Origin of the sequence: Salinispirillum marinum (genome assembly GCF_042650105.1) — a bacterium.
Taxonomy (GTDB): Bacteria; Pseudomonadota; Gammaproteobacteria; order Pseudomonadales; family Natronospirillaceae; genus Salinispirillum; species Salinispirillum marinum.
On the sequence record NZ_JBHSAL010000001.1, the window covers coordinates 841,733 to 855,446 of the forward strand.

General features: G+C 53.0%; 10 protein-coding genes and 1 tRNA gene. 8 read left to right on the forward strand and 3 right to left on the reverse strand.

Annotated elements, in window-relative coordinates; genetic code table 11:
- The first annotated feature begins 89 nt into the window (after positions 1–89).
- The 3 genes from acs to ACFOSD_RS03975 all read left to right on the forward strand — a co-directional run bounded on the left by acs (position 90) and on the right by ACFOSD_RS03975 (position 3,857).
- A complete protein-coding gene (gene acs, locus ACFOSD_RS03965) occupies positions 90–2,033 on the forward strand; it encodes an acetate--CoA ligase (RefSeq protein ID WP_380693307.1) in 1,944 nt (647 codons plus the stop codon).
- 688 nt (positions 2,034–2,721) lie between these two features.
- Positions 2,722–2,808 (forward strand) — tRNA-Leu (locus ACFOSD_RS03970).
- Between the two features lie 95 nt (positions 2,809–2,903).
- Complete coding sequence (locus ACFOSD_RS03975) at positions 2,904–3,857, forward strand: DUF3369 domain-containing protein (protein WP_380693304.1); 954 nt, start codon at positions 2,904–2,906, stop codon at positions 3,855–3,857.
- Positions 3,858–3,873: 16 nt separating this feature from the next.
- Here the strand turns inward: ACFOSD_RS03975 and smrA are convergent, their stop codons facing one another.
- Positions 3,874–4,458 carry a DNA endonuclease SmrA gene (gene smrA / locus ACFOSD_RS03980; RefSeq protein WP_380693302.1) on the reverse strand — a complete coding sequence of 195 codons (585 nt, stop codon included), beginning with the start codon at positions 4,456–4,458 and terminating at the stop codon, positions 3,874–3,876.
- A 150-nt stretch (positions 4,459–4,608) separates the two neighbouring features.
- Here smrA and ACFOSD_RS03985 point away from each other — a divergent pair, with 150 nt between their 5' ends.
- From ACFOSD_RS03985 to ACFOSD_RS03995, 3 genes are read left to right on the forward strand one after another with little or no spacing between them, the layout of a single operon-like run.
- Complete coding sequence (locus ACFOSD_RS03985) at positions 4,609–5,310, forward strand: response regulator (RefSeq protein ID WP_380693300.1); 702 nt, start codon at positions 4,609–4,611, stop codon at positions 5,308–5,310.
- Positions 5,311–5,318: 8 nt separating this feature from the next.
- Complete coding sequence (locus tag ACFOSD_RS03990) at positions 5,319–6,764, forward strand: ATP-binding protein (protein ID WP_380693298.1); 1,446 nt, start codon at positions 5,319–5,321, stop codon at positions 6,762–6,764.
- Positions 6,765–6,792: 28 nt separating this feature from the next.
- Positions 6,793–8,562, forward strand: a complete 1,770-nt coding sequence (locus ACFOSD_RS03995) for an ABC transporter transmembrane domain-containing protein (protein ID WP_380693295.1) — start codon at positions 6,793–6,795, stop codon at positions 8,560–8,562.
- Here ACFOSD_RS03995 and ACFOSD_RS04000 read toward each other — a convergent pair.
- Positions 8,559–9,626 (reverse strand): hypothetical protein, encoded by a 1,068-nt coding sequence (locus ACFOSD_RS04000; RefSeq protein WP_380693293.1) that lies wholly within the window; start codon positions 9,624–9,626, stop codon positions 8,559–8,561. The genes ACFOSD_RS03995 and ACFOSD_RS04000 overlap by 4 nt on opposite strands.
- Before the next feature lie 346 nt (positions 9,627–9,972).
- Between ACFOSD_RS04000 and ACFOSD_RS04005 the strand changes: the two genes are divergently transcribed.
- Positions 9,973–11,292, forward strand: coding sequence for a hypothetical protein (locus tag ACFOSD_RS04005; RefSeq protein ID WP_380693290.1), 1,320 nt, complete (start codon positions 9,973–9,975; stop codon positions 11,290–11,292).
- Here ACFOSD_RS04005 and pfkA read toward each other — a convergent pair.
- Complete coding sequence (pfkA, locus tag ACFOSD_RS04010; RefSeq protein ID WP_380693288.1) at positions 11,289–12,251, reverse strand: 6-phosphofructokinase; 963 nt, start codon at positions 12,249–12,251, stop codon at positions 11,289–11,291. The two genes, ACFOSD_RS04005 and pfkA, sit on opposite strands and share 4 nt — an antisense overlap.
- A gap of 237 nt (positions 12,252–12,488) precedes the next feature.
- On the opposite strand from pfkA, the gene zigA reads away from it, so the two are divergent.
- Complete coding sequence (zigA, locus tag ACFOSD_RS04015) at positions 12,489–13,688, forward strand: zinc metallochaperone GTPase ZigA (RefSeq protein ID WP_380693286.1); 1,200 nt, start codon at positions 12,489–12,491, stop codon at positions 13,686–13,688.
- The last annotated feature ends 26 nt before the right edge of the window (positions 13,689–13,714 follow it).

Sequence of the window (13,714 nt, forward strand, 5' to 3'; positions counted from 1 at the left end):
TCGCCACCTGATGTCTTTATGCTGTCCCCAACTATCGAAAACACGCCAGGTTCGCTGGCGTGTCCACAACAAGAATCAGGGGGAGAAACATGGACAACCCAGTGTATCCGGTACCCGATGCGGTCGCTCAACGCGCTCGCGTCAACGCCCAATCCTACGCCGACATGTATCGTGCGTCAGTGGAAAACAACGAGGGCTTTTGGGCCGAACAAGGGCAGCGCCTAACGTGGTTTAAACCCTATACACAGGTAAAGGATGTCAGCTTCGACAAAGACGATCTGCACATTCGTTGGTATCACGACGGTGAATTGAACGTTGCCTACAACTGTATTGACCGCCACCTGCCAACCCGCGCCAACCAGACGGCGATCATCTGGGAAGGTGACAACCCCAACGAAGACCTACACATCACCTATCAAGAACTGCACGACCATGTGGCACGGTTAGCCAATGCATTACGTGATCTCGGTGTAGAAAAAGGCGACCGTGTTACCCTCTACATGCCGATGATTCCTGAGGCTGCCTACGCCATGTTGGCGTGCGCCCGCGTCGGGGCCGTGCATTCCATCGTATTTGGCGGTTTCTCACCCGATGCCCTCGCCAGCCGTATTGTCAATTGCGACTCCAAAGTCATCATCACGGCCGACGAAGGGTTGCGTGGTTCAAAACCCGTCCCGCTAAAAGCCAATGTTGATGCCGCACTAAAAACCCCCGGTACCGAGATCGTGCAGCATGTTGTGGTGGTAAAACGCACCGGCGGCAACGTAACGTGGGACAACGGTCGCGACAAATGGTATCACGACCTCACAGCAAGCCAACCCGCCACCTGTGAACCCGCCGTGATGAATGCGGAAGACCCGCTTTTCATACTGTACACTTCCGGTTCTACAGGCGCGCCAAAAGGCGTTTTACACACCACCGGCGGCTATCTGGTGTACGCCTCCTTGACCCACCAAACCGTATTTGACTACCAAGAAGGCGACATCTACTGGTGTGCCGCCGATGTAGGCTGGGTAACCGGGCACAGCTATATTGTTTATGGCCCGTTGGCCAATGGCGCGACCACCTTGATGTTTGAAGGTGTGCCCAATTACCCCAGCGCTGGCCGTATGGGTGAAGTGGTAGACAAGCATTGCGTAAACATCCTCTATACCGCTCCCACCGCCATTCGCGCTTTGATGGGTAAAGGTGAAGAGGCCATTTCATCGTCCACACGTGACAGCCTGCGCATCTTGGGCAGCGTGGGCGAGCCTATCAATCCCGAAGCTTGGGACTGGTACTACCATAAATTTGGTAAAGGTCGTTGCCAGATCGTTGATACTTGGTGGCAAACCGAAACCGGTGGACACATGATCACCCCACTGCCGGGTGCTACCGCCATGAAACCCGGCAGCGCAACCAACCCGTTTTTTGGCATTCAACCTGCGCTGGTAGATGCGGAAGGCAAAGAACTGGAAGGTGCCGTTTCGGGCAACTTAGTCATTAAGGATTCCTGGCCCGGCCAAATGCGTACTGTATATGGCGACCACCAGCGGTTCATTGAAACCTATTTCAGTACTTACCCCGGTATGTATTTTACCGGAGACGGCGCACGACGCGACGAAGACGGCTACTACTGGATTACCGGACGCGTGGATGACGTACTGAACGTCTCCGGGCACCGTTTGGGTACAGCAGAAATCGAGAGCGCATTGGTCGCCCACCCTGCCGTTGCCGAGGCAGCGGTGGTCGGTTATCCGCACGATCTGAAGGGCCAAGGGATTTATGTATACTTAACCCCGATGGCGGGTGTAGAGCCGACCGATGTGCTGACCAAAGAGATCGTCAGCTGGGTACGGAAAGAGATTGGCCCGATTGCTTCACCGGATTTGATTCAGTGGACGCCCGGCTTGCCGAAAACCCGGTCCGGTAAAATCATGCGACGCATCTTGCGTAAAATTGCCGCGAATGATTACGGTGAAATGGGTGATACCTCAACATTGGCTGACCCCGGCGTCGTGGACGAATTGATTGATCACCGGATGAATCGCTAGGCATTTTTAGCGCGATTGCGCGATGACGCTAAACGCCCTACCTAAAATCCACCGCCTGCTCGTTCAGGCGGTGGCCTTTGCGCCCTCATAATGACCTGAATTGCTCAAAATTTGACAGATCTGTCATACCACGCGCGGGGCTTTACCTAGCGCCCATTCTACCAAGGTTACGCACAGAGTTATCCACAGAATCTGTGAGTTTGCCGAAATTGTGCGCAATGCGCTGAAAGCCCCGTGGATACTGGTTATTCTTGTCTTTAAAAAGATGTCAATAGGCGAAATCGGACAAATTTCACATAAAGTTGTTCACATCTAAATTAGCAATACCTAAGACCATAAAATTGACGCCAAAATCCCACCTCCAGCCCCAGCCAGTACAACATGAAGAAACCGCTAACACACCACAGATGAATATATCTCACCCATGAGGTGAAAATGCTTCGTTTGTGGCGCTTAACGCATTCTCTTACCATGCACGCATTAGGTTTTTAAGCCGCATCAGCAGCAGACTACCTTTCGCACTAGACTTTTTCTAACGCGGGCCGTCAAACGCCCGCGTTTTTTTATGCTCATATAAAATCGCAAGGCTTTTAACGCCTTGTTTTGAATACAAAAAACGTATTGACAGTGCAATACCTTGTCGCTAAAGTACGCGCACGTTTGAGCCCTGCTCAAACCAATCTGAAGTGCCTAGGTGGTGGAATTGGTAGACACGCTAGCTTCAGGTGCTAGTGACCTTACGGTCGTGGAGGTTCAAGTCCTCTTCTAGGCACCATTTACATCGGCAATACGTCTTTTTCTCTTATTCATTCCGATTTTTTCCAACTTTCATCTATCCTTAGCGCATGTTGAATAAACCTGAGACACGCTATGTCGGATGATTTACTTGCTTTCGCGGATGAAAATACGCCCCCAGAACAACCCGCTGACCCCCTAACTAAACCATGGTATGTATTGGTCGTAGACGACGATGAAGACGTCCATCAAGTAACCCGCTTAGTACTCAGCCATTTTACGGTTGAAGGCCAGCCTTTAGAGCTACTCAATGCGCGCGATATGCCTACGGCGCGCCGATTATTGCAGGAAAACTCCGATATTGCGTTGGCCATTCTGGATGTCGTGATGGAAACCGACGACAGTGGCTTACAGCTCGCACGTTACATTCGGGAAGATCTGAACAACCACTTTACCCGAATTGTGTTGCGTACCGGACAACCCGGCCAAGCGCCAGAAGCCGATGTGGTGGTGCGCTATGACATCAACGACTACAAAGAAAAAACCGAGCTGACCACGCAGAAATTGCGCACGCTGTGTATCTCATCCATTCGTTCGTACCGCGATATTTGCCAAATCGATGAGCACCGGCAAGGTCTGCTGCGCTTGATCAACACGACCAGCGAAATGTTTGAATCCACGCAACTGGAAACCTTTGCCAGCATCATCTTGGAACAAATCATGGTATTGCTGCGCGTCCGTAAAGATGCCCTGTACTGCCAACTGATTCAACACCACCCTCGCGCTAACGATCAGCCGGAATTTCATGTCCTGGCGGCCAGTGGCGAACACAAGCACTTGGTCAATCGTCAACTCGACAACGAATTAAGCCCGGAAATATTGGCCTCGATGCGCGAAGCATTGCAGGAAAAACACAGCATTTTCGCACCGCATTCTGTGACGGGCTACTACCGTACGCAATCCGGCAATGAAAACTTGCTGTATGTCGCCACCGGCCGGACGTTGTCTGATTTGGATAAAGAACTGCTCGACCTGTATTCCCGCCAAGTGGCCCTGGCCTACGAGCAAATTCAACGCAATCAGCCCTAGCGCCGCGCAAAGCACCTTAGTCGCCGCGCCGGAAACGCTCGCGGTTTTCCTGTTTTTTGGCTTCGCTCTTTTTGATTAACACATAGAGCGCACCGGCTCCGCCCTGCCCTGGCTGGGCGGAATGGAACGCCAACACATCCGGGATCTGGCGTAGCCAATGATTTACATGCGATTTAATGATCGCTTTTTGGTCACCCCGCTCGCCTTTGCCGTGCAGGATGATGGCTGCTCGCACGTCGTAGCGTCGGCAATCTTGAATAAAGCGAAACACGGCTGCACGCGCCTGCTCAACCGTATAGCGGTGCAGATCAAGCCGCGCATCCAAATGATAGCCACCTTGCTTCAGGCGGCGAAACACACCATGCGCAATGCCGTCGACACGGTACGTCAACACGTCGGTCGGGGCGACCCAATCGATGTGCGTGGTGCCTAACGGGTTGGCATCCTGTTCGGCTTCTTGCATCGCGGCCAATTGTCGGGCTATGGTTTGGTGGCTGTTCGGGCTGGGCTTACTTTTCAGGTCTACCCTTGGTTCAACGCGCAAGGGTTTTACATCCGCCATCTCAGCCCAGAACAGCTGATCATCGTTTTTATCGGTCATGGTCATTGGGCTCCTAAGCGGCTAGTTTACTGGGCTTACGCTAAAGGTCTACCAATCGTGCTGAAATACCCGTGGTTATTGGCTTTACGATCGGTAAAACGTATGTAAACTGCGTTGCCGACTTCACGCGCATAGACAAGACTCGCCACCATGAAAACAGACAAACTCTTATTGATCGATGACGATACCGAATTAGGCGAACTCCTCGTCGAGTTTTTAGCCAGCGAAGGTTTCTCATTAGAATTGGCGCATTCCGGTGAAGCAGGCTTGGCCAAATTGGCAGAAAGCCGCTATGACCTGGTTCTGCTTGATGTCATGATGCCCGGCATGTCCGGCCTTGACGTGCTCAAAGCCTTACGCGGTAACAATACCGTTCCGGTATTGATGCTAACCGCCAAGGGCGACGAGCTGGATAAAGTACTCGGCCTGGAACTTGGAGCCGATGACTACTTGCCCAAGCCCTACAGCCACCGCGAACTGCTGGCCCGTATTCGCGCCTTGTTGCGTCGCGTAGAAATGGACCACTCCAAACCCGGCCCCGCTGTACAGCCCGTTTTGTCGCTCGGCCGGGTAACCTTGGACACTCGGGTGTACAAGGCCATGGTGGAGAAACAAGATCTCGAGCTCACGCAAACGGAATTCAAAGTGCTGCAAACGCTGATGGAGCGGGCCGGTCAGGTGGTCACCAAAAACGAGTTGTATCAAACGGTGTTGGGGCGTCCTCTGGAGCCTTATGACCGCTCCATTGATATGCACGTCAGTAATGTACGTAAGAAAATGATTATGCTGGCGGAAGACTGCCGTCCGATCAAAACCTTGCGCGGTGTCGGCTATCAGTTCATCGCTGACTGACGTCACCGATGGGATTTCTTCGCTCGTTCTTCAGTAAATTTCGTAGCTACAATCCGCTCGCGTCACTCACCGGGCGGATTTTTTTGTGGTTCTGGCTCACCTTGGTGGTGATTTCCGCCGTGTCGTTTCTGGTGCTGCAACAGTGGGCACGTCCGTATGAACTCACCGAACTGAGCCGTGACGAGGAACAACTGTTGGTGTTGCAACGGGCGGAAGTTGAAAATTACCTCGGCCGCGGTATGACTCCCCTGCAAGCGATACGCTATACCGGTGTGCAATATGGCTTGGACTTATATCTGGTCGACCCGAACTTCCGTCTCATGGGCCAACCGCGACCGGATCAAATCGAACTCTATCTTGTCGGCTCTATCGTCGAATCCGAACGCCCCATTGCGGGTACTTGGGAAGGCGTAAGATGGTTGGGTGCCTTACCCATCACCTACCGGGGTGAAACCTATCGACTGCTGCTGAAAATCCCCAATGAGCGCAAACCCAATTCCATGGTGGGACTCATCAATGAACGCATCACCTGGACGCTGCTGGCGTTGCTGGTGAGCGGCATGTTGAGTCTCCAGTTAGCCAGTTCGTTTTCACGCCCCTTGAAGCTCCTCCGTACCACCAGTCGACGCCTCGCCGGTGGCCATCTGGAAGCCCGCGTACCCGCGCAAGTCACCCGCCGCGCGGATGATATTGGCCAACTCGGGCAAGACTTCGACCACATGGCCGAACGTATTCAGAAGCTCATTGAAGCCCAGCAAAAGCTGCTTTCCAACATCAGTCATGAACTGCGCTCGCCACTGACCCGCTTACAAATCGCGCTGGGCATTGCCCGGCAGAAATCGGGTCTTGATGACATGGCACCCCAGCTCGACCGCATTGAACGCGAAGGACAGCGCTTGGAAGAACTGATTGCTCAGTTGTTGCAGTTGTCGCGCTTGGAGAATCGCTTACAGCATATGGACCCGCAGGCCATTGACCTGGCCAAGCTGCTGCGCTCGGTGGTGGATGATGCGAACTTCGAAGCAAAGGCCAAACAGCGCTCGGTACGCTTACAGATCAACCATCAGTCACGTTTACAGGGCGATCAATTACTGCTCAGTTCGGCGATTGAAAATGTGATACGCAACGCCATCAATTACACCGAAGAAAACACGGAAGTGCTGATCAGCACCCAGGAACAACGTGGCATCATTACGATATCGGTGCTGGATCGTGGACCAGGCGTGCCAGAAGGGGACTTACCCCATCTGTTTGATCAGTTTTATCGCGCCACCAACACCAAAAAAGGTGGCTCGGGGCTTGGCTTATCCATCACGCGTCAAGCCATTGAAGCGCATCACGGTTCCGTTACCGCTGAAAATTGGCCCGACGGTGGCTTGCAAATTACCCTTCGCCTCCCCATAGATATAAAACCGATTGAAAAGCCGCGCGATGTATTGCAACAACGCGCTTGATGTACCTTATTTCCCATAGGATTCTTCCATGGATGCTGCCCGCACACCACGAACCGGACTGACGTCTCTGGTCGCGCTTTGGCCGTTCATTCAACCTTACCGTCGCATCGTTGCCTTCGCACTGTGTGCGCTGCTGACCACCTCGGGGTTGACCTTAGCCTTGGGTCAAGGCGTGCGAATCTTGATTGACGAGGGGTTCATCAGTGGTTCACTGACGCAGTTGAATCACACCTTGCTGGTGCTTTTAGGTGTCATTGCGGTGATGGCACTGGCTACCTTTGCCCGCTTCTATTGGGTCAGTTGGCTCGGTGAGCGGGTAACGGCGGATATTCGTCAAGCGGTATTTGATCGGATCATTACCCTGCACCCGAGCTATTTTGAAGAAAATCGATCGGGCGAGATCATGTCGCGCCTCACCACCGACACTACCCTGCTGCAATCCATCATTGGTTCCAGCTTGAGTTTCGCCTTGCGCTCCTTAGTGATGCTGGTGGGTGGCCTCGTTATGCTCCTGATCACCAATCTGAAACTGTCGTTGGTGGTGTTTGGTGCGGTGCCTTTGGTTCTGTTGCCCATATTGCTGTTGGGTAGACGGGTGCGGCGGCTCAGCCGAGACAGCCAAGACCGAATTGCCGATGTGGGCAGCTACGCCGGAGAGATCATTCAACAGATCAAGACTGTGCAGAGTTACGTGCGCCAAGGCTTCGAACAACTCGCGTTCCAGCATGAGGTTGAACGTGCCTTCGGGGTTGCACGGCAACGTATTCGCCAGCGTTCCCTGTTATTAGCCACGGTGATTTTTCTGGCCTTTACGGCCATTGGGGTGATGGTATGGATGGGCGGCCGCGATGTGATTAATGGCACGCTCTCGGGCGGTGAACTCGCAGCCTTTGTATTTTATGCCATCATCGTGGCCAGTGGTGTGGCCACTGTGTCGGAGATCATGGGTGAGCTGCAACGGGCGGCGGGCGCAACCGAACGCCTGCTGGAATTGTTGTCCGCCGAGAGCAGTATTTTCTCGCCAGCAGAACCGCAAAGCCTTGATACCTCAGCCCCGGCCTTTGTGCGTTTTAATGCGGTGACGTTTCACTACCCGAGCCGACCGAATCACACCGCATTAAATGCGTTTAATCTCGTCGTCAAACGGGGTGAAACCGTCGCTTTAGTCGGTCCCAGTGGCGCGGGCAAGTCGACCCTGTTTGAATTGCTCTTACGTTTCTATGACCCGCAAGCGGGTTCTGTCGAAATGCTAGGAGTCGACGCGCGACAAGCCGACGTCCATCAACTGCGTAGCCGTATTGCCTGGGTGCCACAACAGCCGACCCTGTTCTCCAATGATGTCTGGTACAACATTCGCTATGGTCGCCCGGACGCCACCGATGACGAAGTCATTGCCGCCGCAAAAGCGGCGTTTGCCGATGATTTCATTCAGCAATTACCCGACGGCTACAGCAGCTATTTAGGGGAGAACGGCGTGCGCTTAAGCGGCGGACAAAAACAACGTTTGGTGATTGCGCGGGCCATCTTGCATGATCCGGAACTGCTCTTGCTGGACGAAGCAACCTCAGCGCTAGACGCCGAAAGTGAATTCCAAGTGCAAAAAGCACTGGATAATTTAACCCGAGAGCGCACCACATTGGTCATCGCCCATCGTCTTGCTACGGTGCGCAATGCCGATCGTATTATTGTCTTGCAGGATGGACAGGCGATTGCCGAAGGCACCCATGACCAACTGCTGCAAGACAGTGCGCTGTATCAACGCCTCGCTGCCTTGCAGTTTAATGATGTCGCGGCTTAAAGCCCGATATGAAGGCCACGCAACGCTAATGGGCTGGCCTCCCGGGGCATAGTTGGGGCATCAAGAAATTGATGCCAATACAACAGCGACGACCAACAGGCACTTTCCAGCGCCAAGGTGTCTTCCATCCACCGGTTGAGATGCAAATCGGTGATACTGCTTGAATGAATTGACCATGCTTGGCTTTTTGCCCGGCAGGCATCACCAAATTGCTGCTCCGCACGCCGTTCATTGGCTTCATTTAACCAGGCTTGCGCCATCACCGCAGAGCGACCGTCGCGTGCCGCCATGATCAGATGATCGGTACGCAAAGGCTCCGGCACACACGCCCAGTGCTCTTGTAAAATATCGACCAGATGCAAAGCGTAGGTGGATGTTGGTCGACGCCCTTCAAACTCGCCTCGCCGCATGGCTTGCACTGCATACACCGCTTTTACCACGCGCTGGAACGCATTTTCAGACGGGTCAACACAGCGCCATAAACGGCAGCGCTCGCGGGTCAATAGGCTCGCCAATGCTTCTGGTGCTTCATCTGGCTGGTGATCGGCATACGTCGACAAGGCCATAACCGCCATATAGGGTGCTACGCCTTTGTCCAACAACATCATTAAGGGATAGGGGCCACGCAAGGCCGAGAATTCTTGCCAGTCCACCAAGCTGGGCACCTGTTCTTGCACGGCACGCCAGTACGGTGCCATCCAAACAAAGGCTTCTGGATTAAAATCTTTGTCTGTGAGTGCTGCGGTAGCCCAGAGTGCAACCAGTACGGCCTCCCAATGCGCCGACCACGGCGACCAGCCGGTGCACTCACACCACTCACCATACTGTACAACCCGACCCATAGGCGAAAGTTGGGCGCACAAGTACTTGCCATCGGCGCGTTCACACAAGGGCAGTAAATCCGGCCGCATGGCACGACGAGCAGGTGCCGCGATGGTATCCGCGGGTAGAAAACTGAACCCGGTGGGCAGTTCAGGTTGACTGGCGGCCATCGTCAGCCAGCCTGCCAAGGTCGATTCAGATTGTAGGGCGAACTGACTCTGGTAGCGGTTAAAAGCAGCCATACACACTCTCCGCGTTGTCATTATTATGTTGTTTGCCAAGCGCTTATTCTTGCGTTTCCGGCACCCTCGCACTCAGCAGCCCCGGACAAACAGGTCTATGTGTTCAATGGGCCTCAGCAAACACCCCTAATACTAACTGAGCTTTTTCAGCGGATGCACGAATAAAAGTGCCATTTACATGGAAAATCGTCATTTTTTTGTTCTATCGCCGCTCAAAAGCGTCAAAACTGCTTATTATTTGTACAGCTTGACCCGCTCGGCTCTGCGAACACAGGGAGGGTGCATCGCTGAGTTCGCTCTGTTAAGGTACGGACAGTGCATCTTCTATTTTGGCTGATTAGCTTTCATGGCCCAATACAGACTGATTTTTCTGCTCTTGCTGGGCGCACTGTGCGGCTTACTCGCTGCAAGCTGGTTGGCGCGACAAACGCCCAACCAAACCGCTATGCCCAGCATCGCCCCCCCCTTAACCTCGGGAGCCGTCCCTGAGATCGAGCAGCCAGTCGCTCCAGCCAGTCTGATGGACGAAAACGATGGTGCGTTAACCGCCGAACCACCATCACTGCCAACCTATTTAACGAACAACACAGACGCTACGCCAGCACAGGCCTTGCCCTTGCAGCCCGATGATTTGAATTGGTTGGACCCCTATTTTGGCCTAGAAACTCCAGAAGATAGAGCCGCTGTCGACGCCGTCCTTGGTTTGTCCACCAACTTCGACTTCACACAATTCTGGCAAGTCATCGGCCCGCTGGCGGAACAGGGCAATGCGTTCGCCCATTTTCTGGCCTTAGCGTATCGTGAATGGCTGCCCTTGGATGATCAGTTATTACGCTTAGCTTTTGTTGAAGAGCCCTATCTTCAGCAACGTCGCCCTATGTTGGGCTCGCCAAACTGGCTGCATTGGCTGTATGCACAATGGCCCGCCCTTGAAACGCCAAGTTTACAAGTACGGCAGACGGTCGTTGAACGCGCCTTAACCAATGACCTAGCGGCACAAACACTACTGGTGAGCCAACCGCGTTGGTTTGTCGATATTCGTGGCTTGCAGGAAAACCGTCAGGCGCTGCAACAGCAGTTAAGTCAGAATCCTTACATACAATTATTTATGTTGCTGGAGCTCGCGGCGCAGCAGAACCCCATGCACGAGCACCTGCAACAACCTCTCCAACAATCTCGCCATCCGCTGGTATTCTGGGCCAGTCAGCAACTCGAAGATCCACCTCCGCCAGCCCAGAATCGGGCGACGTTACTGGCGTTAGCACAGCAAGGTTATTTGATGGCCTTGCAGGAGGTTCGTCATTTGGTGGTGGATGGGCAAGGCCGGTGGACCACCGCTGAACTAACGCCGGTGACATTGAACGACGCCTTGGCCGTGTATCAACAACAAGCCACCGAACAACCCGGCAATCCTGTGCTGTCGGTCGCCTTGTGCGAACTGTATTTGAAGCAAGGGGACTATCAGGCGTCGTGGCAATACTTACAGCAATTTGCCTACGAAGATGACTACGCCGATGAAGTAGAAGACATCAGCTGCTGGCATGGCAACGATGACGCCTATGGCGAATTGATGGTGCAACGGGGGGTGCTGACCGCCGATGCGTGGCAAGCGCATGTCGATATCATCAACGCGCGGCGTGCCCGCATCCGGTCTGGCGAACGTTAAACAAGTTTTTTAAAGGTGTTGAATAAGTCTTGTTTGAATGGACGCTGCATGGTGGTAATAGCTTCAATGATGTCATGATGCACTAATTGGTTGCTCTGAATACCGACACAACGGCCACCGTGCCCCTGCATCAACAATTCAACCGCATATACCCCCATCTGACTGGCCAATACACGATCAAATCCACGCGGAGCACCACCACGTTGAATATGCCCCAGAATGGTCGCCCGTGCTTCCTGACCGGTACGCTCTTCAATACGTTTGGCCAAGGCTTCCGTATCGGTCATATTCTCGGTAATACACACAATGGCATGGCTCTTACGACGTGCTGAAGGATTTCCCAACGCGGTAATCAGCGCCTCTTCATCGAACGGCTTCTCTGGAATAATCACATATTCCGCACCACCCGCGACGGCGGCAGCCAGGGTTAAGTCTCCACAATGGCGACCCATAATCTCAATCAATGAAATACGATTATGCGACGACGATGTATCGCGCAGCCGGTCAACCGCTTCTAAAACCGTGTTCAGGGCGGTCAGATAGCCAATCGTGTAGTCGGTGCCCGGAATATCATTGTCAATCGTGCCCGGCAGGCCGATGCATGGAAAACCCATCTCTGTTAACGCTTTGGCACCCATGTAAGAGCCATCACCGCCAATGACCACTAAGGCTTCAATGTCCAACGCCCGGAGATTTTCCACGGCTTGTTGCCGTACGGTCTCTTCCTTAAATTTGGGAAACCGTGCCGACCCCAGAAACGTGCCGCCACGGTTGAGCATGTTCGCTACATCCTGGCGCTCCAGCAGTTTGATCTCGTTCTGATACAGACCAAGGTAGCCGTGCATTACACCATACACCTCAATGCCATGATGCATCCCGGTGCGCTGTACCGCGCGAATGGCGGCGTTCATTCCTGGTGCGTCACCACCACTGGTCAAGACGGCAATCTTTTTAATCATATCCACCTCATTTGTTACCTGAGCGCTCAAGTAGGGGCCAAATCGGGGGTAAATTCTACGGAATTTTTGTTAATTCGTCTGTTCGTCACCTAGCGTAAAGGGGTCTAAAACGGGTGGAATCGGGGTGGACAATTGGGTGGAATCGATCTTTGCGGATTAACACGAATGCTCAACACCTCTTCTCGAAGGTAATGTGTTATGTTATAACATAACAAATTGTTCTTATGGCCTACATTGATGACAACCGCCAATCGCTTACCAGTAACCGTCCTGTCCGGTTTTCTAGGTGCCGGCAAAACCACTGTCCTTTCGCATGTATTGAATAACCGTGAAGGCTTACGAGTTGCGGTTATCGTCAACGACATGAGCGAAATCAATATCGATGCTGCACAAGTACAAAACGATGTCAGCCTGAACCGCTCCGAAGAAAAGCTGGTCGAAATGAGTAACGGCTGTATTTGCTGTACGCTGCGCGAAGACCTACTGATTGAAGTGAGAGCTCTGGCAGAAGCCGGCAAGTTCGACTATTTGATCATTGAATCTACCGGTATTTCCGAGCCATTACCCATTGCTGAAACCTTCACCTTCGCCGATGAAGATGGTACCAGCCTGTCGGATCATGCACGCTTGGATACCTTGGTAACGGTGGTGGATGCCATCAACTTCTTACCTGAATTCCGCGCGGCCAAAAGCCTGCAAGAAGCGGGTGAAACTTTAGGTGAAGACGACGAGCGAAATGTAGCCGATTTATTGGTCGATCAAATCGAATTTGCCGATGTGATTTTGGTCAGCAAGACTGACCTTGCCGCACCTGAGTTACTCAATGAAGTCATCGGCGTTTTGAAAAGCCTCAACCCAGACGCCGATATTCTGCCCATTGAAAAAGGCCAGGTGCCGTTGCATCGCGTGCTCAATACAGCGCGTTTTGATTTCGCCAAAGCGCAGCAAGCCCCCGGTTGGTTGAAGGAAATGCGCGGTGAGCATATTCCAGAAACGGAAGAGTACGGCATCAGCAGTTTCACTTATCAGGCGCGCCGTCCTTTTCACCCGGAACGCTTCTTTAATTTTCTGCATCAACCGTGGGAAACCGGCAAGCTTATTCGTTCGAAAGGCTATTTCTGGCTCGCCTCACGCCCACGTTATGCGGGGAACTGGAGCCAAGCGGGTGGTATCGCCCATCACGGTTTTGCTGGCATGTTCTGGAAAGCCATTCCAGAAGATCAGTGGCCCCAAGATGAAGAATCGAAGACTTTTATACGCCAGAAATGGGTAGAACCCTTTGGTGATATGCGTCAAGAACTGGTGTTTATCGGTCAAGGTTTATCACAAGCTGACGCAACAGCCGCATTAAACGCATGCTTGCTCACGGATGCAGAAATGCAAGCCGGTGTAGACGCTTGGCGCGAATTGCCGGATCCATTTCCGGCATGGGAGTAAATCTGCTTTCACATATTCTATGAGTA